Raw genomic sequence first — 23,763 nt, 5'->3', positions numbered from 1 at the left:
AATCCCTATTATTTTACCATAAATTCTACTTAGATTCAAGATGTAAAGTTACTTTTCTTTCCTTTGGACAATATTTTAACACCTCAATCTTGTCTGGATGAGTTTTGGAGTTCTTACTGGTTAGATAATTCATGCTGCCACAAGAGGAGCACTTGAGATTGATTTTTACTCGCACTAGATTTCCTTTACTTTTAATAATGATCTAAATTGCACTAAGTTACACAAACAACTGAAAGCCACACAGGCTGCTGTCGCATAAAAGACAGCATGGTAGCCCAAATATCCTGCAACTGCGGATCCCGCCATAGGTCCAATCACTCCACCGAGGTAAAAAAAGACCTGGTTGAAGGCGAAAATCCTTGAAATACCTAATTTTGGAGTCATTTTGCTAAGAAGGGCATTGACACCTGGTATGAGAGCACCTGTTCCCAAACCAAAGAGAAAACGATACAAGCCAAGTTGAAGGGGGGTGGTTGCATGGGCACAAAGAAGGTAAATGATGACGGAATAAATCTGCGCCGCGACCAACAATCTATGATTCCCTACCTTATCGCCAAGTTTTCCTAGAATTCCAGCACTCATCATGCTAGAAAATCCCATGCTGGATACGATCAATCCTGATACAAAGAGGAGATTCTCAGTCTGCCCTAAGTCCCGCACATAGAGAGCTAAAATGGGGCCAATTGATTGAGCTGAAAACTGAATGACGAAGCTCGTCAAAAATAGATTCACTAAAAGCCTAGGATACTTGAAAGAAGAAAATACTTCTTTCGTTGGGATAGCCTTCTCCTTAGCCACTGGCTGAAAATCTTCCTTGATAAAGAAAATGGTTAGGATTGCAGCTAAAAATAGGAAAGCGCCTACCAATAAAAAGACATTGCGAATGCCAAAAATTTCAGCAATAAAGCCTCCAACAAAGGGACCCGTCAGTGTTCCTGCAACAACACCTGTAGATAGAGTTCCCAGAGCCGCTCCCGACTTATCTTTCGGTACCTGACTAGCGATCAAGGCTGTTGCATTGGGGACAAAACCAGTAAATACACCATTGAGCAAGCGCAAAAAGAGTAGCCAATAGATATTCGGAACAAAGGCCAAACCTCCCATCGTAATGGTCATGGCAAGACCTGCTCGAATCATCATGGGTTTTCGACCGTACTTGTCAGCAAGAATACCCCAGATAGGAGAAACTAGAGCTGCTGAAACAGCCGAAACTGAGATGGCTAATCCAGCATAAAAAGCAACTTGGTCTCCTTCAATTCCCAACTGCTCTACAAAGATAGGCATGAAAGGGACGACCAAGGAAATGCTGGCGCCCGTTAGAAAACTACCGAACCAGGCGACACGAAGATTCTCTTTCCAACTAATCTCTTGCACAGCTATCGCCTCCTTCAAGTAACTTCACTACTTGAGCCACAAGCTGATCACGACTGCCATTGTTATCTAGAACATGACTGGCCAAATCTTTCTTTTTCTCTAAAGACCATTGGGCGGCCAAACGCGACTCTGCTACTTCCTTAGAAAGTTGATCCCGTTTCATGAAACGTTCCACCTGAACATCTCGATCCACATAGACCAGGCACGTTTCATCAAACCAAGCACTGTAGTCCTGTTCAAAAAGCAGGGGAATATCCATGAAAAAAATCGCTTCTGTCTGGGCTAACTGGTCTCTCAGTGCAGCCAATTCCTCACGAATAATCTCTCCTTGGGTTTGTTTAGACCATTCTTGCTCCTCAGGATTTGAAAAGATGAGACTAGCTAGGAGAGGGCGATTGAGTTCTCCATTTTCGAGGATAATTTCCTGCCCAAAGTGGTGAACTAAGAGTTGATAAAGACGACCACCAGGTTTTTGTAGCTGGTGGACGACTGCGTCAGCATCAACCACTTGAAAACCTTGCTGTCTTAGAAAATTTGTCACGGTTGACTTACCAGAGGCAATTCCTCCTGTGATTCCAATGATTTTTCCCATCAGTCCCTCCTTTGACAGTTTGGACAAAAGTGGGTGCCTCGTCCGCCTAGTTGGATTTTCTCAATGATGGTACCACAGCGGAAACATGCTTGTCCAGTCTTATCATAGACCTGATGGAAGTCCTGCATGGTTCCGTCTTCCCCAAAGGCATTGGTATAGGTCCGAATGGTGGAGCCGCCCTTTTCAACTGCCTGCCCCAAAACAGCAATGGTCTGGTCATGAATGGCTGTCGCTTCTTCTGCTGTCAAAGTTTGGGAAGGTCTAGCTGGATGAACCTGAGCTCGCCAGAGGACCTCATCCACATAGATATTACCTAGACCAGCTACCAAGGTTTGGTCTAGGAGATGAGATTTGATAGGCTTTTTAGACTTGGATAGAGCAGCTTGAAAGACCTGCAAATCAAAGTCCTGCTCTCCTGGCTCAGGGCCTAGTTTCTTGGAAATAAAGTAGGCATCCAAAAGGTCGGGTGCCAGCAATTCCATAGTACCAAACTTGCGCACATCCTCATAAACAAGAGTGCCACTATCTTCAAACCGAATCAAAATATGGGCATGCTTGCGTTCAGGAACCTGATCTGGATAATAAAAATACTTGCCCTCCATCCGCAGATGGGAAATTAAGACCTTGTCTGTCAGGTAAAAAAGTAGATATTTTCCACGGCGTCCTATTGACTCAATTACTTGATCAGGCACTTCCTTTCGAAACTCGTCCAAATCCGTCTTGATCATCTTAGGATAACGAATCTCTAGGCTAGAAATCTTCTTTCCCAAGATCAATTTTTCTAAGCCACGACGAACCGTTTCAACCTCAGGTAATTCAGGCATAAATCCTCCTTCTGTAAAAACAAGAAGCAGGCATGAGCCCACCTCTACTTAGTATTCTTTTTCATTATAGCCAAAGTCAGCCAAATCTAGCTTTTTATCACGCCAGTTTTTCTTGACCTTGACCCAAGTTTCTAGAAAGACCTTGTCCCCTAGCATGAGTTCGATATCACGACGAGCCATGGTCCCAATTTTCTTGAGCATGGCGCCACCTTTTCCGATGATAATCCCCTTTTGGCTATCTCGCTCCACCATGATAGTTGCACGGATATGAATCTTGTCAGACTCCTCATCACGCTTCATAGAGTCGACCACTACTGCGACAGAATGAGGAATCTCTTCGCGAGTCAAATGAAGAACCTTCTCACGAATCATTTCTGAAACCAAGAAACGCTCAGGATGATCTGTGATTTGATCAGCTGGGAAATACTGGAAACCTTCCTCCAGATTTTCACTCAGAATATCGATTAGATGGGAAACGTTATTTCCTTGAAGGGCTGAGATAGGAACAATTTCCTTAAAGTCCATCTGGTTACGGAAATCATCAATCTGAGCCAAGAGCTGATCAGGATGAACCTTATCAATCTTATTCACCACCAGAATCACAGGAACCTTGGCAGCTTTCAGACGCTCGATAATCATATCGTCACCCTTTCCACGTGGCTCATCAGCTGGCACCATGAAAAGAACGGTATCCACTTCACGAAGCGTGCTGTAGGCAGATTCCACCATGAAATCCCCAAGAGCTGTTTTTGGCTTGTGAATTCCCGGTGTATCGATAAAGACGATTTGCTCCTTATCCGTGGTGTAAATCCCCATGATTTTATTACGCGTTGTTTGCGCCTTGTCACTCATAATGGCAATCTTTTGCCCCATGACGTGATTCAAAAAGGTTGACTTCCCAACATTGGGACGTCCCAAAATAGCTACAAAACCTGATTTAAATGTCATAATTTCCTCTTAGTGTTTAAAATAGTATATCCCAAATACGTGGGATAAAGATAAGTGCACCTGTCACCGCAGCAAAAAGAGAGACCACTAGCACGGCACCTGCTGCCATGTCCTTGGCTTTCTTTGCCAACATAGAAAAGTGATAGTGACTGGCTAGATCCACCACATTTTCGATAGCGGAGTTAATAATCTCAAATGCTACTACTAAGAAAATGCTCATTAGGAGAAAGAGCCATTCAATTCGTGACACCTGAAAAACAAAACCTGCAAGGATGACTACTAGAGCCGTCACTGCATGTTTTCGCATATTGCGTTCTTCCTTGAAAGCAGTCAGAATTCCTGTAAGGGCAAATTCTAAACTGGATACCAAGTCACGATTTTTCCATTTTCGTTTATTGTCTTGTGAGTCCATAGGCTGTCAAAATTTCTTCTTGTAAACCGAACATCTCCGCTTCTTCTTCCGGAGTGTAGTGATCGTAGCCGTTAATGTGTAAAAAGCCGTGTACTGCCAAGAAGCCCATTTCACGCTCAAAGCTGTGGCCATATTCCTCAGCCTGCTCATGCGCTTTATCGATAGAGATGAACAGTTCCCCAATATAGGCATCAAACTCAGACATCATCTCTGCCAATTCAGGATTTTCAAGCAAATCCTCTTCGTCAAAGGAGATGTCCAACTCTGGTTTATACTCAAGGCTAATGACATCTGTCGGACGATCCGTATCACGGTACTTGAGATTGAGTTCGTGGCTACACTCGTTGGTCACAAAAGTGACTGCCATCTCCTTGTCTTCTTTTCCTATTTTTTGGGCTGCAAATTCCAAAATTTCTTGGGTTTGGTGCAAGATTTCTTGTGAAACTTGACCAGTTTCATCTACCATTTCAATATACATGTACTTCTCGATTCTCTTTACTTGGCTTTATTATACCATATTTCCATGATTTTATTCTACCTTTTTGATATAATACTATGGAATACAATCACAAGGAGAGAACGATGTCATTTGACGGATTTTTTTTACACCACATGATTGAGGAATTGCGAAGAGAGTTAGTCAATGGTCGCATCCAGAAAATCAATCAACCTTTTGAACAAGAATTGGTCTTGCAAATCCGCAGCAATCGCCAAAGCCATCGCCTGCTCCTCTCTGCTCATCCCGTTTTTGGTCGCATCCAGCTGACCCAAACAACCTTTGAAAATCCAGCCCAACCTTCCACTTTTATCATGGTTTTGAGAAAGTATTTGCAGGGTGCCCTGATTGAGTCGATCGAGCAAATCGAAAATGACCGTATTGTGGAAATCACGGTTTCCAATAAAAACGAAATTGGAGATCATATCCAGGCGACTCTGATTATAGAGATTATGGGCAAACACAGTAATATTCTTCTCGTGGATAAAAGTAGCCATAAAATCCTCGAAGTCATCAAACACGTTGGTTTTTCACAAAACAGCTACCGCACCTTGCTCCCCGGATCGACCTATATCGCTCCCCCAAGTACCGAATCCCGCAACCCTTTTACTATCCAGGATGAAAAACTTTTTGAAATCTTGCAAACCCAAGAACTAACGGCAAAAAATCTTCAAAGTCTCTTTCAAGGTCTGGGACGTGATACGGCAAATGAATTGGAAAACATTCTTGTCAGTGATAAACTGTCTACTTTCCGAAACTTCTTCGGGCAAGAAACCAAGCCTTTCCTAACGGAGACTTCTTTCAGCCCAGTTCCTTTTGCAAATCAGGTGGGAGAGCCTTTTACCAGTCTTTCTGACTTGCTGGACACCTACTATAAGGACAAGGCTGAACGGGACCGTGTCAAACAGCAAGCCAGTGAACTGATTCGTCGCGTTGAAAATGAACTTCAAAAAAATCGACATAAGCTGAAAAAACAAGAAAAAGAATTACTGGCAACAGACAATGCTGAGGAATTTCGCCAAAAAGGGGAATTGTTGACAACCTTCCTCCACCAAGTGCCTAATGACCAAGATCAGGTTACCTTGGACAACTACTACACCAATCAACCTATCACCATTGCGCTTGATAAGGCCTTGACTCCCAGTCAGAATGCCCAACGCTATTTTAAGCGTTACCAGAAACTCAAAGAAGCAGTCAAATACCTTACTGAGCTGATTGAGGAAACCAAGGCTACCATCCTTTATCTAGAAAGTGTCGAGACTGTTCTCAATCAAGCTGGGCTGGAGGAAATCGCTGAAATCCGTGAAGAATTGATCCAAACTGGCTTTATTAGAAGACGCCAACGCGAGAAAATTCAGAAACGCAAAAAACCAGAACAGTATCTGGCGAGCGATGGCAAGACCATCATCTATGTCGGACGAAACAACCTGCAAAATGAGGAATTGACCTTTAAAATGGCCCGCAAGGAGGAACTTTGGTTCCATGCCAAGGACATTCCTGGAAGCCACGTCGTCATCTCAGGAAATCTTGATCCATCTGATGAAGTTAAAACAGATGCGGCAGAACTAGCGGCCTACTTTTCCAAAGGGCGCTTGTCAAATCTAGTTCAGGTAGATATGATTGAAGTGAAAAAACTCAATAAACCAACTGGTGGCAAACCCGGTTTTGTAACCTACACAGGACAAAAGACCCTCCGCGTTACACCAGACCCAGAAAAAATCGCATCTATGAAAAAATCCTGATTCCACTTGAAATCAGGATTTTCTTTTACATTTTACTCTGCAATCAAGGTTTCCAAACCAACCTTCATCATATCAGTGAAGGTATTTTGGCGTTCTTCTGCCGTAGTGTCTTCATCTGGATTGACCAAGCTATCAGAAATGGTCATGATAGCAAGTGCATCAACGTGGTGTTGGGCAGCAAGATAGTAAAGAGCCGCTGCTTCCATTTCCACAGCCTTGACTCCCCATTTACCAAGCTCGATATTCTTTTCAAAGTAGTTTGAGTAAAAGACATCTGATGACAAAACGTTCCCAACGTGGGTGGTCATACCAAGTTCTTTGGCGATATGGTAGGCCTTGTCTAGCAAATCAAAACTAGCGATTTGTGGAAAATCATACTGTGGCCAGTCGTTGCGGATAATGTTTGAGTTGGTTGCAGCCGCCTGCGCCAAGACCAATTCACGGACATGAACATCTTCATTTAATGAACCCGCAGTTCCCACACGGATCAATTTCTTTACACCATAGTCCACAATCAACTCACGCGCATAAATCGAAATGGAAGGCATCCCCATCCCAGTTCCCATGACAGATACACGGTGACCCTTGTAAGTACCAGTGTAACCAAACATGTTACGCACTTCATTAAAACAAACAGCATCTTCAAGGAAGTTTTCCGCAATAAATTTCGCACGAAGAGGATCCCCAGGAAGAAGAATTTTATCAGCAATTTCACCCTGCTGAGCAGCAATATGGATAGACATAATTTAAGATACCAAACCCGTCAAAAAGCGAAGGGAAAATAGGAGTTGGGCGCAGTGAGCGATGCTCGCTAGACCAACTATCTTTTTCCCACTGCTTTTAGGGTGGGTTCAATTCCTTTCTTTCTTAATTTTGATGATAAATAGGAGAATAGCTCGGGTTCAATTCAAAACCAAACTACCCTACCTTTCAATGTTTTAGAAAAGTTTTCCGCTCGTGTTCAAATCAGAACACTTCACTCTACCTTTCTTTTTGTATATTTAGGATAGCGACAGAGAACAATGTAAAAATAGGAAACTGACGAAGCATCGCAGATGCTAGACAGTTTATCTTTTTTACACAGTTCTCCGCCCGTATTCAGTTCAACAAATACGGTTTACCCATCCTTTCTTTCTTGATTTTAAAATTAAATATTTCACAGAACAATTAGCCCGAGTTTGACTATAACTCAGATACTCTGCCTTTCTGTAATTCCTAGTTTACCAATGAATCTAAAAATACATACAGTTTTGCATTCATTTCAGAATAATCGTTTCCACGTAATTCTTCTGGTGTTTGAACAAAAGGCAACTTTTCACTTTGCTCTCTTAATTTCTCCTCACCATCCGCAGCAATCAATAACTCTATTGCGTCTGGATCAAATTCCAAATGAGCCTGAAAGGCATAATGTTTTGGACTGAAACGAATAATCTGACGTGGACAACCTTGACTCGTCGCAAGAACAACAGCATCCTCTGTCAGCCCTGGCATATCACCGTGCCAGTGGCCGGTTTCTATGTTTTTTCCGAACAAGCTGACATGAGGATCTGTTAGACCTTGCATCGTCAATGTCACAGGATAAACGCCGATCTCGCGCTCTAGACTATGTTCATACTTCGCACCATAGGCAACAGATAGGAGTTGCGCACCAAGACAGACACCAACAATATAGATATCTGCAGCAATCGCTTCTTTCATAAAAGCAAGCTCAGCCTTTGGATCATAGTATGGGAAGTTTTCTCTATCCTCATCAGGTGATTGAGGACCACCCATGACAATCAGAAAATCAATCCCGTCAATTGTTTCAGGAAGAGGTTCTTTTTCATAAACCTTTGTTGATGTAATTTGATGACCTCGTTCTAGAGCCCATTTTAGATATGCGCCTGGAACCTCAAATGTCTCATGTAAAATAAAGTGAACTCTCATGACATTACAATTCAGCAAGAATCGCTTTAAGCAAGCCTTTGAAGTCGCCTTTGACACGCTCTGTCACTTCTACAACTTCTTCGTGGTTGAGTTCTTCTTGGAAACCAGCAGCATGGTTAGTGATACATGAAATACCGAGTACTTTCAAGCCTGAGTGAGCTGCCACAATCACTTCAGGAACAGTGGACATACCAACTGCATCTGCTCCCAATGTCTTATAGGCACGAATCTCTGCAGGTGTTTCATAAGTCGGACCGGTTACACCAATATAGACACCTTCATCAAGCTTGATACCAAGTTTCTTAGCCACTTCATGGGCAATAGCACGATATTCTGGTGTGTAGGCTTTAGACATATCTGGGAAACGTGGACCAAAATCATCCAAGTTTTCACCCATCAATGGGTTTTGCCCCGTCATATTGATATGGTCTGAGATAGCCATCAAGGTACCAGGACCAAATCCAATACCTCCAGCTGCATTGGTTACAATGACACCTTCACATCCGAGAACTTTCATCACACGTACTGGGAAAGTCACGACTTCAAGAGGATTTCCCTCGTAGAAATGGAAACGACCTTGAAGAGCCAAGACCTTGCGGCCTGAAAGTTCACCATATACCAATTTACCAGCGTGACCGACTACTGTCGAACGGCCCCAGTTTGGAATATCTGCATAGTCTACTACAACAGGATTTTCGATTTCCTCTGCCAATTCTCCCAGACCTGATCCAAGGATTAAACCAAACTCAGGTGCTTGGATTCCCTTATCTTTCAGAAAAGCAGCTGTTTCTTGGATCTTATCTAAAAATGTCATTGTGTGTCTCCTTTATTATTTTTTAGCATTTGACCGATTTTGTCAAAAGTTTTTGCATTGCGAATGGTGATGTTGCGATAGAAAGGCATCTTGAGCAAGTACTTGTGATAGGTAGTTGCATAGTAGGATTTTTCAGAAAATTTCCCCCAGAAAATCCCAAGTCTTCCAAAATGAACCACTTCATCTTTTAGTTCCAAACTTTCAACTGTCTCAATGACTTGAGCCACATCCAAGCCCTCCGTGTAAAAGAGGACATCCTTTCGTGTAAAATCTTTGGTCCACCATTCAGGCAGATTTTCAAGTTCCGCTTCAAAGTCCTCAAGACTCAGTAAAGAAAAGTTCTGAATAAACGGATAATGGACTTCAAAGAAAGCCTCTAACTTTTCAACCAATCGGGCTTTGGGGTCTGTCGAAGTAAAGAAAATATTGCCACTGTTGATGTAGGTCTCAACCTTTTCCAGTCCCAACTCTGTCAGTTCTTGACGAAGTTGCGCCATGACAACCTTATTTTTCCCACCGACATTAATTCCCCGAACAAGTAAAGCATATCGCGTCATCTTATACCAATTTATCTAAGAAACTTTCCCCAATCATGGCAGTTTCAACACCAAAGTTATCCGCAACTGTCGCTGAGATATCTGCAAAATGTCCAACTGGAATGACACCATTTCCCTTAAAGGAAGGACTGTAAGCCAAAAGTGGGATATATTCACGAGTGTGGTCTGTTCCTGCATAGGTTGGGTCATTTCCATGGTCCGCAGTAATCAAAAGAAGATCATTCTCTCTCATGGCTGCGATAATTTCAGGCAAGCGTTCATCAAACTCATGCAAGCAATCACGGTAGCCATGAGCATTGCGACGGTGGCCATAAAGGGCATCAAAGTCAACCAAGTTTGTAAAAGAGAATCCTTTTTCAAATTCAGCAAGTCCCATGGTCTTCAATAGTGTATCAATTCCGTGGCTGTTTGACTTGTTGTGGCCCATGTCATAATTGATACCAGCGCCGTTAAAGATATCGTTGATTTTACCAACAGCATAAGTATCGATACCTGCTTCATTGAGTTTATCGAGAACGGTTGGTGCAAATGGAGAAACGGCCAAGTCACGACGGTTTGCTGTACGAGTGAAGTTACCTGGTTCACCAACATATGGACGGGCAATGATACGACCTAGAAGGGCAGGACGCTCAAGGGTAATCGAACGCGCATATTCACAAATACGATACAATTCATCTAAAGGAATGATGTCTTCGTGGGCAGCTATCTGCAAAACAGGGTCAGCTGAAGTATAGATAATCAACTCCCCAGTTTCCATCTGACGTGGTCCAAAATCATCGATAACAGCTGTCCCTGAGTAAGGTTTGTTGGCTTCACGAATGACCTTGCGTCCTGAAAATTCTTCGATTTTTGTCAGGATTTCTTCTGGGAATCCGTTCCAGAAAGTATCGAAAGGCTCGGTAATGTTGAGTCCCATGATTTCCCAGTGACCAGTCATGGTATCCTTACCAAGGGAAACTTCTTCCAATTTTGTTGCATAACCTGTTGGATTGCTTTCAGCTGGTACAGTCTTAAGCGGCGTTTCGCGAGGAATATTTCCTAGACCGATTTTAGCCATGTTTGGTACATTCAAACCAACGGTTTTTGAAATGTGTCCCAGTGTGTCAGAAGCTCCGTCTGGAACCCCTGCATTGACAAAGTTATTGGCATCTGGCGCAGCACCGATTCCTACAGAATCCAGTACCACCAAGTGAATACGATTAAATTTTGACATAATCTGTCTCCTTATTATTTTAGTTATCTTGCTTTTGTTGAAGTTAAAATCTGAACACCATCTCGTCCCGCTACGATGACCTTGTCCACCATTTGGTTGAACAAGCCATGCTCTACGACACCAACGACATGGTCCATTTCTTGCCCGAAAGTAATCGGATCTTCAATGACATCCAAGGCAAGATCAATGATAAAGTTCTGCATATCGGTCACAAAACGTTGGCCGTCTTTTTCACGGAAACTTGGTTTGTAGCCAGCTCGTTCAAACCGACGAAAGACCTGTTCTGCACCATACTGAACCACTTCTACTGGCAATTTAAAAGCACCTAGTTTCTCTACTAGTTTGCTTTCATCTACCACCCAAATGTATTCTTTTGAGGGTGTTGCCACAACCTTCTCCATCAGAAGGGCACCACCACCGCCTTTGATTCCGTTAAACTGGCTATCTACTTCATCCGCCCCATCAACCGTCACATCGACAAAGTCTACTTGATCAATTGACTTGAGCGGGATGTTAAGACCTTCAGCCTGTTTACTAGTCACACTGGAAGTTGTCACAGCAGTAATCTGCAAACCTTCTTCCTTAATCCGACGACCGATTTCTTCTACGAAATAGTAGGCAGTAGAGCCCGTTCCAAGTCCGACTACCATGCCATCCTTGACAAACTCAGCAGCCTTGATACCTGCCATTTTCTTCAGATTTTCCACTCAAACACCTCCATTAAAGAGCTATTTTTATTATAACATGTATCCGTTTTTATTTCATGGATACACTGGAAAAACCCGAACATTTTTATTTCGGGTTTTGGTGTCCTATTTAACCATATCAGGATCGTAATCATAGAATCCTGTGTCGAGGAAACGGTTTTTAGGGTGTAACTTGCGCACTTCCTCATCTAACAAGAAAGTTTGGTCATGGCTGAAATTCCCCTCTTGAATCAAGCTACGTGCTTGGATAAAGAGTTTAGCAATTTCTACAAAATTCTGACCAGGTGTGTAGAGCCCCTCTAGCTTCCAGTGAGTAAAGCCGTGCTCGACCAATTCTGTCAATTTGGTCATCAAATCAAGGTCATTGTTGGCAAAGATGTGAGTACCATGATTGTCTTCAAAGATAGAATAATGGCTCTCAGGGTCACTCGGTTCTGCTAAGAAGAGGTCACGTTTACGTGTCTTTTCATCATCGATGTGCGTGAAGTTATAGTAGTTTTGCAAGAGCGGACGCTTAGAATGGTGAATGACACTAGCCCCATAAACCAATACTTCAGCAGGAATTTCCAAAATCTCTGGCATCTTGAAGAGTTCAGCAGATGGAATTTCACGCGCCAAAACCGCCTCAGAGGCGCCAGCCTTTTGACCCCAGAAGTTAATCTGACGACTGCTTGTTACCATGGTTGAAGCATCATAAATGGTCTTAAAGGAATAACCATCGCGATTGACAACGTAAAAGACACCTGCATCCCCAACAGTAATATAGTCTGTCTTGATTTCTTCCAAGAAGTCTAGGAAAGGCTTGATACGGTCCATCATATCTTGGTGCATGAGGGCATTAACCGAAACAATCAATTCTTTGCCAGCTTCATGAACCAACTTAGCAATCTCACGCAATTGGTCATGACTAAAAGTCGTTGGCAGACGAAGGCCAAAATCTTTCTCACCGACATAGATACGGTCTACGCCAGCTTCGAGTAGTTGTTCAACTTGTTCAATACTTTCAGCAGTTGCTGTAATGATAATCTTTTCCATAAGGAAGATTATACCACATTTCTCAAAAATCAGCTATGGTTACTGAGAGTTTCACAAAAAGTTAAACTTGTTTCTATCTTTTCCAATCAAAAAAGTGAACAGTAACTTGTACCATTCACTCTATTTTATGCATGTGTTTCTTCAACTAGGTGGCCATCGTTCATGACATAAATACGATCAACCTTATCAAGAAGACGAGTATCGTGCGTAATCATAACAACTCCTCTACCTTGTTCATGGGCAATGGCAGCCAGCATCTCCGTTACTTGGTAAGCACGCTCAGTGTCAAGACTGGCTGTCGGCTCATCTGCAAGCACAATGCTTGGATTGTTATAGAGCGCTCTAGCAATCGCGGCACGTTGACGTTCACCACCCGATAGAGCTTTGGGATAATGATTTTGAACTTTTTCCAAATCCAACAAGTCAAACAGCTCTTTTCGGTCACTTTTACTATTTTTCCCCTTATCTAGTCTGTCTATCAAATCTAGCTGTTCCTTGACCGTTAGAAAAGGAATTAAGTTTGAAGCCTGGAGAATGAAACCAAACTCTCTAAAACGGAGATCTGTTTTTTCCTTCTCCGTCAAACTGCCTGTTTCCTTCCCCTTGACTAGAATCTTTCCACTCGATGCTTCCTGTAGTTGTCCTAGAGTTGTTAGAAAGGTCGTCTTTCCGGAACCTGAAGGTCCAACGATAGCTACGAACTCTCCCGCATTTAGCTGAAAATTCGTCTCATGCAGGGCTACGACTTTCATCTTTCCTTCCCCGTAGGTTTTTGTCACTTGATTCATTTCAATCAATGCTGTCATACTATTCTCCTTATCATTCTGCAATCGCAGTAATCGGGTCCACCTTTAACAAGCGTGGAAGTGAAATGACACCACCTAGAAGGGCCATCAAGGAAATTACCAAACTTAGGACAGAGTAGGCTATCCAACTTGGATAGAAAAAGAAGGTAGCTGGTAAGACTAAAATCACTCCTCCGATTGCCAGCAAGGCTAAAGCAATCCCCATACCAGCTAGGAGGAAGATTTGACAGAATAGAGACCATACAATGGTTTTGATCTGTATCCCTTGAGCTCGCATTATTCCATAAAGGCCTAGTTTTTGGATGGTAATGATATAAACAAAAATCCCCACAATCAAGCCTGTAATGACAATCATAGCGAGAATCATTCCTGAAAATACATTCACCTGAGGTGTGTAACCAGGAATTTTCGAAATCATTTTTGGAATGGAAATCTGTTTCAGTCCATCGCCAGACACTTCTATGTCATTTTTCAATACCAAGGCAGTGATGGAACGATTGGCTTTCAAGGTTCCTTGTAAGGTCCAATAAGTTGTCAGACTCGTAAAGACAACAGGCTCAGTGAAAAACTTATTTCCTTGAGTCAGGCCTACAATCTTGTAACTTGAATCACTTCCATTGAGCTGAATGGCATCACCTAGCTTCATCCCATAGTTCTCAAAAGACTGATCCACGACAACCTCATCATCTCCTTCAGGATAACGACCCTCCGTCAAACTAGGAGAGATAAAAGAGTCCCAGTTTTGAGCAAAAATGGAAACATTGACCTTTTCACTACCATCGACTAGATTGGTTACAGCGAACATATAGCCCAATGGAGCAGCCTCTTCAGAACTCTTGTCCTTGTAGTCCTTTTCAGGAATAAAGGATGCTGTCAAATTATCATTTGCGTAGTCGGATAAAACGACACCCGTCGCTTGCCAATTATCAATAGCTGCTCGGTTGTTTCGCACAAGACCAAGAGCTAGACTGGTCATAAAAAAGACCATGAAAGCGATAAGAAAAATGGTAGTTAGAATCAAACTATATCGAAGTTTGTTTCGTAATATCTCTTTGATAGCAAGATACATGCTTATCTCCTTTTTACTTTTCCCCAGAGGTAGTTTAAAAGCCACCCAGACCAATAGACAGAATCTCTGTCTTATCATCCATTCAAAACAACTCCTACCAATACTTTTTAAAATAAATCAGGGTAGCAACTTAACAAATCATCTTAGGAAAAGCCTCAGCTTACTATCAATTTATATAAGTTATCCTTTTCTTTCTCAGTATATTTATAAAAGAGAAGGTCATGTCATCTGTTTTAAGTGTAACATCCATGCTACCATTTTCCCTTGTAGGTGTCAAGAGAGCGACTTAGAGGATGATAAGAGACTTTAGTAGTTTTGTAACAATCCTGTAATAATTCTCTGCATAAAAAATGATAAAATAGTTATGTACTGTTAAGGAGAGAATCATGTCCGCAAGAAAACTAGAAGCTTATGAGTTTGAACAAGCTCCCGAATCAAAACAAACTCCGCTTTACCAAGATTACACACCTGAAGCCCCAGTCGGCCCTAACCTAAAAGAGATTTTATTTTTTGTAAATATCGCTTGTTTCTGTATTTTTATGGCACTTTTTAGTTTTATCTTTTTAGCTATAAAATTAAATACAGCTTTATCCTTTGTCGCTGCAATGGGTCTTAGTTTCGCCCTTTTACAACTTCAACGAAAGATAATGAGACGAAAATTTTCGAAATAAAGGTTGGTACTACTACCAACCTCTTTTCTAGTTATCAAAAAAGACAGTTCTCTAACTGTCTTTTTTATTTATTCTTACGTTTTGAAGGAGATTGAATAGCGATCTTAACTTCAAAAATTGTTCCTCTAGGTTTGTTATCTTTTACGCTAATCGTTCCTCGTAAGGCATCTACGATTTGCTTGGCCAAGGATAGTCCAAGACCAAAGCCACCTTTCTGACGAGTTCTTGCCTTGTCTACACGATAAAAACGGTCAAAGATTTTCTTCTTGTCAGCAGCTGAGATTCCAATTCCGTTATCCGTTACTGTTAGATAGAGGTGACGATCTGTAGCATGGACTATAAACTCAATTTTCCCATCTTCTTCAGTATACTTGATGGCATTGTCAAATAAGATGGTCATGAGCTGTTTTAGGAGCAACTGATCGGTCATAAAGGGACGATAAATCCGATTTTCATACTCAAAAATACGATCATTTTCAGAAGCAATCAACTCATAGTTAGCAAAGGTCGTCTTAAAGAACTGTGGTGATACTTCTGCTATTTCTGGTTTAATTCCATCATCGCGACGTGCAAGGTTGAGAAGATTGGTCGTGAGGAAGCGCATGTTGCGAACTTCTTCAAGACTGGAAGCGATACTTTCGCTGGATTCCATAATCGTTGCCTCTGGTTTTCGAAAGAGATTTTCTAAACGATTTTGTAAAACGGCCAAAGGCGTTCTCAGTTCGTGACTCGCATTTTCAACAAAGGACTTCTGCTTTTGCATACTTTCCAGCAAGGGTTTGACACTGACACGTGCCAGATAAACACTGGCAATTAAAGACAGGAGCCAGAAACTAGCCATGACTACAACAATTAAATGCTCGTGGTTTTGGCTGATTTGCTCGAGCTGGCTGGTATTGATTAAAACCGCAGCATATTTGACGTTACTTGAGACGGAAGATGAGTTGGTTTCCATCAAAATCATCCGATAGGTTTCTTCCTGACCATAGCTATTGACAACTTGGATTTGGCGAATGTGATTCAACTCCTTTTTGTCCAGCTTGATCTTGTCCAAACCTAAAAAGCGATTGCCCAGTAAGAGCTGATTAAAATCCTTGTCAAAGAGCAAGACTTCCGTATTGGAGCTGACATTGGGCTTGATTTCAGCCTTGTTGGCATCCGCTGTTGCTGGTTGAATATCCTTAACCTCTTCAGTTGCCCGATTCAGGGCTAACTGGATAACCGCTTGGGGACTGCTACTAAGGGCTTGGAGTTTTTCATCTACAGAAGTGTAGAGACTCGAGTGCATGACCTGGAGGATAATCAAGGTCATAGCAGAGAAGATCAGGGTGAACACTCCAAAGTTTCGAATGAAATAGCTGAAATCATCCGCATACCATGTTTTTTTTAGTTTATTGAACATCTTTTAAAATATACCCGACACTACGCAAGGTTTGAAGATTTTCAGCAAAGGCTGTTCCCTTCAATTTCTTACGAACTTTTGAGACATAGACTTCTACAACGGAAATCGTCGTATCGCTATCAAATCCCCATAGACGGTCAAAAATTTGCGTCTTAGGAAGAATAACATTTTGATTTTGAAGGAAGTAAACCAATAATTCAAACTCTTTTCCGAGTAGTTCCACAGGAGTGTCTTCCACCTTCACTTCATTCGTTGAAAGGTTGACGACAATATCTCCATAGGTCAAGGTGTTTTCGTTAAACTTACCTGAACGTTTGAGAAGGGCTTGGATTCGCATTTTGAGTTCTTCAAGGTAGAAAGGTTTGGTGAGGTAGTCATCCGCTCCAAGCTCAAAACCGTGTCCCTTGTCATCCAAACTCTCTTTGGCAGTCATGATAAGGACTGGTGTCGTGATTCCTTTTTCACGCAATTCTTTCAAGACTTGGAACCCATTTTTTTCCGGCAACATCAGGTCAAGCAAAATCAAGTCATAAACGCCACTTTCAGCTTCGTAGAGACCTTCTTCTCCATCAAAGACCTGCATGACATCTGCAAAATCATCCAAAAAGTCAAATACTGAGTTTGACAGACCCAGGTCATCTTCTACTAATAAGATTTTTATCATCAGAAACTCCTCCTCGTTATGATTATTATACCAAAATTGCCTTAAAAAAAACTCAACTCTCTCTTCTTTTCAGATAGAAAGTTGAGTTTTTGTTTACATTTTGAACGAATTAAGCTTTGGCATATTGGGCTACAACAGCTTCTACTGCAGCTTTTTCACGCTTAATCAAGTCAACACGCGCTGCGATATCCTTGATCCCCATGCGGATATTACGGCTAAGAGCTAGGTCAGAAAGTTGTGGTTCAAAGAATTCCTTGTACTCTGCCAAGCGTTGCTCTGTTTTAAAGATATGTGATGGGAAGATGACAAAGCTGTCAAAGCTCATGTCGCCACCAAGAGCTGCCTTGATCCAATCCCAGTTTTCGCGCGCCCATACCCAAACAGTCTCTTGAGTTGCTTGGTGTCCGAGGAATTGGAGGTACCATGAAGAAAGGTCTTGAGGTTTGACCACAAATTTGTCCTTCCATGAACTAATCAAGGTTTGGATATTGTCAGCATCTGTACTGTAGGCTAGAGCAGCTGCCAACTGGCGTTTGAAGACCGCATCCGTCGCATGAGTGTAGAGGTCCAGATAAGTTGCGACCAAGTCCTTGGTCTCATGGTGTTTCATCTCATTGATGAGAACTTGTGCACGGATGGCTGCTGGAAGTCCTGCAAGGTTCTCCTTATGAGCTGCAAAGATTTGACTAGCGACTTGACTAGCTTCTGCATCATTGGAGCGAATCATCATAGAAACGGCCAGCTGACGAACCAATTCATCCTCATCTGATTCTCCGTCTTTAGCTTCAAAACCAAGACGGTCATAGTTATGACGAGCCAATTTAGCAACCAGACTGTTAAAGGCTTTCTCAGCTTCTGTACCTTCATCGATAAAGCGTTCAAGGGCAGCAATCACTTGAGAAACAGCTGAAACAACAAGGTAAGACTCTTCCTTAGCAAGTTTATCAAGGACTGGGAGCAAGTCAGCATAAGAAATGTGCCCTGCTTCAGCAAGCAGACGACGTTCTTGGACGATTTGCAGTTTGCTTGTGTTATCAAGTGACTCTAGCTCAGCAAGAACAGCATCTAACAAGTCTCCTTGATAGTCTGTAATGTAGTGGGCTGTATTTTCAGTGTTAAGGCGAAGTGCTCCTTTATTTTCAGCAAGAAGAGCGGCGTAGCCAGGAATTTCGATACTTTCAGTTTCAAGTGTATCTGGTAGACCTTTCCAGTTGCTGTTGAGTGGCACTACCCAGAGGCGGTTCTTGTCTTCATGCTCACCGATAAAGAATTGTTTTTGTGAAATCTTCAAGACATCATTTTCAACTTTGACAGTGAGAACTGGGTAACCAGGTTGTTCCAACCAAGAGTCCATGAAGGCTGCAACATCACGACCTGATGCTTGTCCGAGAGCATTCCAAAGGTCACGACCGATGGTATTGCTGTACTGGTGTTTTTCAAAGTAGGCATGCAATCCTTTAGCGAAATCCGCATCACCTAGCCAACGACGAAGCATGTGCATGAGACGGCTTCCTTTAGCATAGACGATAGCGCCATCAAAGAGCGTATTGATTTCATCTGGGTGTTTGACTTCGACATGGACAGACTGAACGCCATCCGTCGCGTCACGTTTAAGCGCCGCTGGAACTCCACCTGTTTGGAAGTCTTCAAAGATATTCCAACTTGGCTCGATGGCATCCACACAGACGTATTCCATCATGTTTGCGAAGCTTTCATTAAGCCAAAGATCATCCCACCATTTCATAGTCACGAGGTTACCAAACCATTGGTGAGCCAACTCATGTGCCACAACAAGGGCAACTTGTTGTCGACTAGCAAAGGTTGAGTTCTCATCCACAACCAAGTAAACTTCACGATAAGTCACAAGACCCCAGTTTTCCATAGCACCTGCTGAGAAGTCAGGAAGGGCGATGTGAAGTGATTGAGGGATTGGGTACTTAACTCCGTAGTAATCTTCATAAAACTCGATAGAGCGAACGGCGATGTCCAGTGAGAAATCAAGGTTGGATAATGGGTGAGCTTTGGTTGAGTAGACACCTACAAGGGTACCGTTTTTAGTTTTAGCGGTCACACCTTGCAAATCACCTGCTACAAAGGCCAACAAGTAAGAAGACATACGAGGTGTTGTCGCAAACTTCCAGATGCCTGTTTCCTTACGGTTTTCCACATCAATTTCTGGCATGTTTGACAAGGCCACTTCACCTTCTGCTTGGTCAAAACGTAGAGCGAGGTCAAAAGTCGCTTTTGCTTCTGGCTCATCCACACATGGGAAGGCTTCGCGCGCAAAATGGCTCTCGAACTGAGTAGACAAGACTTCCTTCTTGACTCCATCAACTGTGTAGTAAGAAGGGTAAATACCTGTCATGTTGTCTGTGATTTTTCCTGAAAAAGCGATGACTAATTCAACTTGACCAGCCTCAGCCAATTCGATATGAAGGGCTTCATTGTCATGGTCAACTGTAAATGGACGAGCTTGACCTGCAACTTCCACAGAAGTGATTTCCAAGTCTTTTTGGTGAAGGGAAATACGATCACTCTGTGCTTGACCAGTAATGGTTACCTTCCCGGAAAAGGTCTTGGTCTCACGACTCAAGTCTAAAAATAAATCATAATGTTCAGGAACAAATTGGGTAATAAAATGTTCAACTGCTTGCATAGTTTTCTCCTATTCTAAGTTTAAGAGTTTTACTCTTCTTCAAACAAACTTATTATATCATGTTTTGCTTTAGAAAAAAGGATTGGACGGTAATTTCCAAAACTTTCTTCCTTCTGCAGTCTACAGTGGGTAGACCTTGCGAAATTCTTCCAAAACGACCTTGCTGTCAGGCGTAAAAGGCAGCCCAGCTTCCCTCATCCACTCGGTGAAACAGTCTTCATGAACCTGACGCCAATAGGCTAAAGATTTGTCTCCCTCACCTTCCTTATAGGCATGGTCTGCAGAAACTTGATTGAAATGCTGAACGGAGACCTTAGTAATTTCGACAATGCAGACAGCCTGATTTTGACTGTCTAAAATGACATCGAAGGTCCCTTCTTGCGGAAGAGGTTCGTCCTCTATTGCGTAGAGGTCGTAGGCTGAGGCGGTTGCTGTCTTTTCGCCTTTTAAAACCAAACCTGCCAAGAGATCGCCTTCCACTCCAAAAGCCCAGGCATCTATCTCATCTCCAATCGAGGGGTTAATTTGCTTATACGCATTCCACATTTCTTGCGGTGTCATGGGTTGCTCCTTTGTAATTTTTTACTCACTTCTTTTACACGTTTGAGATGGTCTGGATGATCAATCTCTAAATTAAAAATCTCTGGAATAGAACTGTAGTGGATAATACACTTGATACCCATCTGATTCATTTTTTGTATGAAAGAAGCATTCAGATAGCCTGCTACAGCAAAGTCAATCTTTTTCATCCTTGCTTTATCCTGCATGTCTCTCAGCATATCTAACATTATTGGACTTTCCATATCATGCCATTGACTGTTTCTCACAGTCGCAAAAACAAAAGAAGTCAAATCATTCATTCCAACTATAATCTTTGAAATACCAGTTTCCAGTATCCTGTCCAAGTCAAAATATGCTGACGGTAATTCAATCATTGTACCGACTTTTCCAGTAAAACCATGCTCACGCAATACTCTAATAGCTTGTTTTAATTGGTCGGCATCATTGACAAAAGGAAAAATAACAGACAGATTAGGATTGGTTTGATAAACTTCTGTAACGACATGTGCCTCAGCCTGAAATTCATTCGGACACGCCAGCAAACGCCTTATCCCTCTATATCCAAACAAGGGATGATTTTCATCAAAATGCTCTTTAGTCCCCTCTAAACAATTAGCTTCTGTATTTGTTAACTCTGAAAAACGATACCAAACCTCTTCATCTGAGTACAAGGAGCAAATGGTATCTAGATAATCTTTTACAAATTGCTGACAACTTGGTAATAGGATGTTTTGATTAAGCTCTCTCAGTAAGTATTCTCCACGAATCATACCGACGTGGTGCAATAACTGAGGATACACTTTTTCAACAATTTGTTCTCCACTAAGGACAAGTTGGTTTCTCATCATTCACCTTCCAATTCATGTAAGAAGTCTTATCCAGTTCTGGAAATTCTAATAATTCAGACTTAACCTTCAAGACTAATGGTGATGCATTTTCTTCTGTGATTTTCTGAATATCCATCCAAACATATCCGAGTGAATCATTCGCACCATCAGAGACAGCTTCAGAAATCGTGACTTGAGCTTCCTTCTCGTTGACTTCAATATCATAAAATGCCATGATATGGTGAACCATAAAATTTTTTAACTCTTCCCTGACGAAAACATCGTAGATTCGAGGATTGGAGTAGCTTCTAACAGTATATCCCGTCTCTTCCATAACTTCTCTAATCAGCGTTTCCGTCAATCCTTCCCCAAGTTGCTGACTACCACCTGGTAAATCATAACGATGTTGATAAGGGCCCCTCGTTTTTTCAATGCAGAGTAACTTCCCATTTTCAAAGCAAACAGCATAGACTCCAAAGTGTTTTTTGATTTCCATCCAACTCCTCCTACTTCAAAGACCAGCCACCATCTATTGTCAAAATTTGTCCCTGCATGGCGCTCGCTTTTCCACTTGCTAAGAAAAGGCTAATTTCTGCTACTTCCTCTGGCTCAATCCAGCGCTTGATTGGCGTTTCACTAGCTACCCAGTCAGCTAAGCCACCTGGTTCAAAGTCCGCAGCGGTCATAGCTGTCTTGACTGCCCCTGGAGCAATCCCATAGACCTGAATACCTGCCTCTGCATAGTCTAGAGCCAACTGCTTGGTAAAGCCAACTAAGGCGTGCTTAGACGAGGTATAGGCGTGACCACCTCCGCCAGCTAGACTTGAAGCAATCGAACACATATTGATGATGATTCCTTTTTTATTTTCCAGCATTTGCGTCAAATAATAACGAGTCAACTCAACAGGAGTCATATAGTTGATTTCAAAAATCTCTTGAATTTCCTGGGCTGATTGTTCCAGTAAGGGTTTGTAAGCATCCAAAACTCCTGCAGTATTACATAAAACATCCACCTGAGGGCACCAGTCAAAAACAGGTTTCAAGTCTAAGATCAAATCTCTCTGTAAAAAGTGAAAATCACCCTCCAAGAGTGGATTTTCACCTTGGTCCACTCCATATACTTGATAGCCATTCTCTAAAAAGAGTCGAGCTTGAGCCAGACCAATCCCTGAACTCACTCCCGTAATCAATACACGTCTAGTCATGCACTTCTACCCAATCTGTCGCCAAAACATCACAAGGTGTCGGACTCCACATGGAAAAACCTTCTCCCTCCCCAGACACGTTGATTAGGAAATAAGGCGTCACTTCAAGTGCAACCCCGTTTTGCTCGATAGTGTCAAAAAGCTGAACATAGTTTTCAGCCCCTCCTCAACCAGTTCGTACATATTTTTTCTTGGCCTTTAATCCAGGCAGGATTTCTTCAAAAGTCATGATGTTCTCCTTCAATTCTACATTCTTCATTTAATTATAACAAAAAACCGTTTTCCAACGGCTTTTTGACTGTATCTTAGTTCAATAAAACAAATAGCTATCCAATTTTTTAATTATTTCAGTTCAATTAATTTATTGTAGATTTTCTCAGTCAGTTCTTTCTGTTGCGCTCCTGTTAAATGGTGCGAAGTGCGAATTAATATGGTTCCATAAACATAGTGGGATCCCGGATTTAAAGCAGTTCCATCAAAAGCACTAATATAAGTATTGCGCTTTTCTGCATCTTCTTTTGTCTTATAAACTTCTATATTTCCACCAGCATCATTACCTTTTTGAACAATATCTGAGCCTTCTACAGATTCATTCACTTGCTTGTCAACGAAATATACAGACGCTGTATATCCTCCTTGTTTATTTAATTTTTTATTAGGGTCATTATCCTCCGTAACAGATTGTACTCCAGTAATTGATTCAATTTCTTTGAGTCTTTCTTCAATAAAAGAACTAGAAGGATTTGTAATTTGTTTTAATTGAAGAATGCTATTTTGATAGTGAGTCAATTTTTCAGACAAATTCTTTTTTGTTTCACTATAATCTAATGGTTGACTTAATTCTTCAATTTGCTTCTCAATCTTAGCAGTCGCTTTCTCCATTTCTGGTTCTTTACGAAGTGAATCTTTGCTATCCTTTATAGTTGATTTCAATTCTTCCAATGTCTTAGAATCAAGAGGTTCTTCATTATTCTCAATAACCTTTTCAGCCTCAGCTATTTGATCTTCAACTTCTTTATTCTTTTCATTTAAATCCTTTACTACATCTTCAAACTTAGTTACAGCAGCTTGATGAGGCGCATAGGATAAGAAATAGTATCCTGTTGCCAAACCTAAAGCAATAAAAGTAATAAGCCCAACAATCATTGATTTCTTCATTTTAAACTCCTCAATTTATAAATAATCTCCTCTATATTTTAATATATTGTTTTAAATATTTCAAGTGTAAAAAGCTATAGAATCAACTTATTGCCAGATATACA

General features: G+C 41.7%; 26 protein-coding genes and 1 pseudogene. 2 read left to right on the top strand and 25 right to left on the bottom strand.

Annotation, left to right across the window (positions count from 1 at the left end):
• Positions 1 to 25: 25 nt before the first annotated feature.
• From rpmG to ybeY, 7 genes are read right to left on the bottom strand one after another with little or no spacing between them, the layout of a single operon-like run.
• Positions 26 to 175 (bottom strand): 50S ribosomal protein L33, encoded by a 150-nt coding sequence (gene rpmG, locus HMPREF2853_RS05445; RefSeq protein WP_007519517.1) that lies wholly within the window; start codon positions 173 to 175, stop codon positions 26 to 28.
• Positions 175 to 1,374, bottom strand: coding sequence for a multidrug efflux MFS transporter PmrA (locus HMPREF2853_RS05440; protein WP_070535175.1), 1,200 nt, complete (start codon positions 1,372 to 1,374; stop codon positions 175 to 177). The genes rpmG and HMPREF2853_RS05440 overlap by 1 nt, the downstream gene beginning before the upstream one ends.
• A complete protein-coding gene (coaE, locus tag HMPREF2853_RS05435; protein ID WP_070535173.1) occupies positions 1,361 to 1,966 on the bottom strand; it encodes a dephospho-CoA kinase in 606 nt (201 codons plus the stop codon). The genes HMPREF2853_RS05440 and coaE overlap by 14 nt, the downstream gene beginning before the upstream one ends.
• Positions 1,966 to 2,790 carry a DNA-formamidopyrimidine glycosylase gene (mutM, locus tag HMPREF2853_RS05430; protein WP_070535171.1) on the bottom strand — a complete coding sequence of 275 codons (825 nt, stop codon included), beginning with the start codon at positions 2,788 to 2,790 and terminating at the stop codon, positions 1,966 to 1,968. Before mutM ends, coaE begins: the two co-directional genes overlap by 1 nt.
• A gap of 48 nt (positions 2,791 to 2,838) precedes the next feature.
• Positions 2,839 to 3,738: a GTPase Era gene (gene era, locus HMPREF2853_RS05425; protein WP_070535169.1), complete on the bottom strand. Its 900-nt coding sequence runs from the start codon at positions 3,736 to 3,738 to the stop codon at positions 2,839 to 2,841.
• A 16-nt stretch (positions 3,739 to 3,754) separates the two neighbouring features.
• A complete protein-coding gene (locus tag HMPREF2853_RS05420) occupies positions 3,755 to 4,150 on the bottom strand; it encodes a diacylglycerol kinase family protein (RefSeq protein ID WP_000378180.1) in 396 nt (131 codons plus the stop codon).
• On the bottom strand, positions 4,131 to 4,628 hold the full coding sequence (gene ybeY, locus HMPREF2853_RS05415; RefSeq protein WP_070535167.1) for an rRNA maturation RNase YbeY: 498 nt from the start codon (positions 4,626 to 4,628) through the stop codon (positions 4,131 to 4,133). Before ybeY ends, HMPREF2853_RS05420 begins: the two co-directional genes overlap by 20 nt.
• Positions 4,629 to 4,732: 104 nt before the next feature.
• Between ybeY and pavA the strand changes: the two genes are divergently transcribed.
• Positions 4,733 to 6,388, top strand: a complete 1,656-nt coding sequence (gene pavA, locus HMPREF2853_RS05410) for an Rqc2 family fibronectin-binding protein PavA (RefSeq protein WP_000006734.1) — start codon at positions 4,733 to 4,735, stop codon at positions 6,386 to 6,388.
• 32 nt (positions 6,389 to 6,420) lie between these two features.
• On the opposite strand, the gene deoD is transcribed toward pavA, so the two are convergent.
• The 9 genes from deoD to HMPREF2853_RS05365 form a co-directional block, all read right to left on the bottom strand.
• On the bottom strand, positions 6,421 to 7,131 hold the full coding sequence (gene deoD / locus HMPREF2853_RS05405; RefSeq protein WP_000022091.1) for a purine-nucleoside phosphorylase: 711 nt from the start codon (positions 7,129 to 7,131) through the stop codon (positions 6,421 to 6,423).
• A 472-nt stretch (positions 7,132 to 7,603) separates the two neighbouring features.
• On the bottom strand, positions 7,604 to 8,314 hold the full coding sequence (locus HMPREF2853_RS05400; protein WP_001263736.1) for a type 1 glutamine amidotransferase: 711 nt from the start codon (positions 8,312 to 8,314) through the stop codon (positions 7,604 to 7,606).
• Between the two features lie 4 nt (positions 8,315 to 8,318).
• Positions 8,319 to 9,128 carry a purine-nucleoside phosphorylase gene (locus HMPREF2853_RS05395; RefSeq protein WP_000143377.1) on the bottom strand — a complete coding sequence of 270 codons (810 nt, stop codon included), beginning with the start codon at positions 9,126 to 9,128 and terminating at the stop codon, positions 8,319 to 8,321.
• Positions 9,125 to 9,685, bottom strand: coding sequence for a DUF1697 domain-containing protein (locus HMPREF2853_RS05390; protein ID WP_000199122.1), 561 nt, complete (start codon positions 9,683 to 9,685; stop codon positions 9,125 to 9,127). Before HMPREF2853_RS05390 ends, HMPREF2853_RS05395 begins: the two co-directional genes overlap by 4 nt.
• Before the next feature lies 1 nt (position 9,686).
• Positions 9,687 to 10,898: a phosphopentomutase gene (locus tag HMPREF2853_RS05385; RefSeq protein ID WP_000033121.1), complete on the bottom strand. Its 1,212-nt coding sequence runs from the start codon at positions 10,896 to 10,898 to the stop codon at positions 9,687 to 9,689.
• Positions 10,899 to 10,921: 23 nt separating this feature from the next.
• Positions 10,922 to 11,605, bottom strand: a complete 684-nt coding sequence (rpiA, locus tag HMPREF2853_RS05380) for a ribose-5-phosphate isomerase RpiA (RefSeq protein WP_000429269.1) — start codon at positions 11,603 to 11,605, stop codon at positions 10,922 to 10,924.
• A gap of 105 nt (positions 11,606 to 11,710) precedes the next feature.
• On the bottom strand, positions 11,711 to 12,640 hold the full coding sequence (locus tag HMPREF2853_RS05375) for a peptidase U32 family protein (protein WP_070535165.1): 930 nt from the start codon (positions 12,638 to 12,640) through the stop codon (positions 11,711 to 11,713).
• Between the two features lie 125 nt (positions 12,641 to 12,765).
• Positions 12,766 to 13,446, bottom strand: coding sequence for an ABC transporter ATP-binding protein (locus tag HMPREF2853_RS05370; RefSeq protein ID WP_000125730.1), 681 nt, complete (start codon positions 13,444 to 13,446; stop codon positions 12,766 to 12,768).
• 13 nt (positions 13,447 to 13,459) lie between these two features.
• Positions 13,460 to 14,515, bottom strand: a complete 1,056-nt coding sequence (locus tag HMPREF2853_RS05365) for an ABC transporter permease (RefSeq protein ID WP_000280277.1) — start codon at positions 14,513 to 14,515, stop codon at positions 13,460 to 13,462.
• 386 nt (positions 14,516 to 14,901) lie between these two features.
• On the opposite strand from HMPREF2853_RS05365, the gene HMPREF2853_RS05360 reads away from it, so the two are divergent.
• Entirely contained in the window at positions 14,902 to 15,186 is a 285-nt protein-coding gene (locus HMPREF2853_RS05360) for a DUF3270 domain-containing protein (protein WP_070535163.1), read from the top strand.
• A 64-nt stretch (positions 15,187 to 15,250) separates the two neighbouring features.
• Here HMPREF2853_RS05360 and HMPREF2853_RS05355 read toward each other — a convergent pair whose 3' ends face one another.
• The 9 genes and pseudogenes from HMPREF2853_RS05355 to HMPREF2853_RS05315 all read right to left on the bottom strand — a co-directional run bounded on the left by HMPREF2853_RS05355 (position 15,251) and on the right by HMPREF2853_RS05315 (position 23,659).
• Positions 15,251 to 16,588, bottom strand: a complete 1,338-nt coding sequence (locus tag HMPREF2853_RS05355) for a sensor histidine kinase (RefSeq protein WP_000482345.1) — start codon at positions 16,586 to 16,588, stop codon at positions 15,251 to 15,253.
• Positions 16,578 to 17,252, bottom strand: a complete 675-nt coding sequence (gene ciaR / locus HMPREF2853_RS05350) for a two-component system response regulator CiaR (protein ID WP_000590630.1) — start codon at positions 17,250 to 17,252, stop codon at positions 16,578 to 16,580. Before ciaR ends, HMPREF2853_RS05355 begins: the two co-directional genes overlap by 11 nt.
• A 109-nt stretch (positions 17,253 to 17,361) precedes the next feature.
• Entirely contained in the window at positions 17,362 to 19,908 is a 2,547-nt protein-coding gene (locus tag HMPREF2853_RS05345; RefSeq protein ID WP_001149146.1) for a M1 family metallopeptidase, read from the bottom strand.
• A gap of 120 nt (positions 19,909 to 20,028) precedes the next feature.
• Positions 20,029 to 20,469, bottom strand: coding sequence for an ASCH domain-containing protein (locus HMPREF2853_RS05340; RefSeq protein ID WP_000188817.1), 441 nt, complete (start codon positions 20,467 to 20,469; stop codon positions 20,029 to 20,031).
• Entirely contained in the window at positions 20,466 to 21,314 is an 849-nt protein-coding gene (locus tag HMPREF2853_RS05335) for a putative PEP-binding protein (RefSeq protein WP_002880722.1), read from the bottom strand. Before HMPREF2853_RS05335 ends, HMPREF2853_RS05340 begins: the two co-directional genes overlap by 4 nt.
• A complete protein-coding gene (locus HMPREF2853_RS05330) occupies positions 21,292 to 21,792 on the bottom strand; it encodes an NUDIX hydrolase (protein WP_000403335.1) in 501 nt (166 codons plus the stop codon). Before HMPREF2853_RS05330 ends, HMPREF2853_RS05335 begins: the two co-directional genes overlap by 23 nt.
• Before the next feature lie 10 nt (positions 21,793 to 21,802).
• Positions 21,803 to 22,501: a 3-oxoacyl-ACP reductase gene (locus HMPREF2853_RS05325; protein WP_000198460.1), complete on the bottom strand. Its 699-nt coding sequence runs from the start codon at positions 22,499 to 22,501 to the stop codon at positions 21,803 to 21,805.
• A pseudogene (locus HMPREF2853_RS05320) lies at positions 22,494 to 22,730 on the bottom strand (DUF2829 domain-containing protein). Before HMPREF2853_RS05320 ends, HMPREF2853_RS05325 begins: the two are co-directional and overlap by 8 nt.
• Positions 22,731 to 22,843: 113 nt before the next feature.
• Positions 22,844 to 23,659, bottom strand: a complete 816-nt coding sequence (locus HMPREF2853_RS05315) for a hypothetical protein (RefSeq protein WP_000749424.1) — start codon at positions 23,657 to 23,659, stop codon at positions 22,844 to 22,846.
• Positions 23,660 to 23,763 lie beyond the last annotated feature (104 nt).

This window comes from Streptococcus sp. HMSC077F03 (genome assembly GCF_001812375.1).
In the GTDB taxonomy this organism is placed as follows: domain Bacteria; phylum Bacillota; class Bacilli; order Lactobacillales; family Streptococcaceae; genus Streptococcus; species Streptococcus oralis_S.
The sequence above is the reverse complement of the archived record's forward strand: the minus strand, read 5'-3'. Positions and strand labels throughout refer to the sequence as shown.

Coding starts and splice junctions, on each gene's coding strand:
- HMPREF2853_RS05335 (WP_002880722.1), bottom strand. CDS start 21,314: ATGAGAAACCAACTTGTCCTTAGTGGAGAACAAATTGTTGAAAAAGTG.
- HMPREF2853_RS05345 (WP_001149146.1), bottom strand. CDS start 19,908: ATGCAAGCAGTTGAACATTTTATTACCCAATTTGTTCCTGAACATTAT.
- era (WP_070535169.1), bottom strand. CDS start 3,738: ATGACATTTAAATCAGGTTTTGTAGCTATTTTGGGACGTCCCAATGTT.
- HMPREF2853_RS05370 (WP_000125730.1), bottom strand. CDS start 13,446: ATGACAGCATTGATTGAAATGAATCAAGTGACAAAAACCTACGGGGAA.
- HMPREF2853_RS05420 (WP_000378180.1), bottom strand. CDS start 4,150: ATGGACTCACAAGACAATAAACGAAAATGGAAAAATCGTGACTTGGTA.
- HMPREF2853_RS05340 (WP_000188817.1), bottom strand. CDS start 20,469: ATGACACCGCAAGAAATGTGGAATGCGTATAAGCAAATTAACCCCTCG.
- HMPREF2853_RS05390 (WP_000199122.1), bottom strand. CDS start 9,685: ATGACGCGATATGCTTTACTTGTTCGGGGAATTAATGTCGGTGGGAAA.
- mutM (WP_070535171.1), bottom strand. CDS start 2,790: ATGCCTGAATTACCTGAGGTTGAAACGGTTCGTCGTGGCTTAGAAAAA.
- HMPREF2853_RS05375 (WP_070535165.1), bottom strand. CDS start 12,640: ATGGAAAAGATTATCATTACAGCAACTGCTGAAAGTATTGAACAAGTT.
- deoD (WP_000022091.1), bottom strand. CDS start 7,131: ATGTCTATCCATATTGCTGCTCAGCAGGGTGAAATTGCTGATAAAATT.
- coaE (WP_070535173.1), bottom strand. CDS start 1,966: ATGGGAAAAATCATTGGAATCACAGGAGGAATTGCCTCTGGTAAGTCA.
- HMPREF2853_RS05315 (WP_000749424.1), bottom strand. CDS start 23,659: ATGAAGAAATCAATGATTGTTGGGCTTATTACTTTTATTGCTTTAGGT.
- ybeY (WP_070535167.1), bottom strand. CDS start 4,628: ATGTATATTGAAATGGTAGATGAAACTGGTCAAGTTTCACAAGAAATC.
- HMPREF2853_RS05330 (WP_000403335.1), bottom strand. CDS start 21,792: ATGGAAATCAAAAAACACTTTGGAGTCTATGCTGTTTGCTTTGAAAAT.
- HMPREF2853_RS05365 (WP_000280277.1), bottom strand. CDS start 14,515: ATGTATCTTGCTATCAAAGAGATATTACGAAACAAACTTCGATATAGT.
- HMPREF2853_RS05385 (WP_000033121.1), bottom strand. CDS start 10,898: ATGTCAAAATTTAATCGTATTCACTTGGTGGTACTGGATTCTGTAGGA.
- HMPREF2853_RS05395 (WP_000143377.1), bottom strand. CDS start 9,128: ATGACATTTTTAGATAAGATCCAAGAAACAGCTGCTTTTCTGAAAGAT.
- HMPREF2853_RS05355 (WP_000482345.1), bottom strand. CDS start 16,588: ATGTTCAATAAACTAAAAAAAACATGGTATGCGGATGATTTCAGCTAT.
- HMPREF2853_RS05360 (WP_070535163.1), top strand. CDS start 14,902: ATGTCCGCAAGAAAACTAGAAGCTTATGAGTTTGAACAAGCTCCCGAA.
- HMPREF2853_RS05400 (WP_001263736.1), bottom strand. CDS start 8,314: ATGAGAGTTCACTTTATTTTACATGAGACATTTGAGGTTCCAGGCGCA.
- HMPREF2853_RS05325 (WP_000198460.1), bottom strand. CDS start 22,501: ATGACTAGACGTGTATTGATTACGGGAGTGAGTTCAGGGATTGGTCTG.
- pavA (WP_000006734.1), top strand. CDS start 4,733: ATGTCATTTGACGGATTTTTTTTACACCACATGATTGAGGAATTGCGA.
- ciaR (WP_000590630.1), bottom strand. CDS start 17,252: ATGATAAAAATCTTATTAGTAGAAGATGACCTGGGTCTGTCAAACTCA.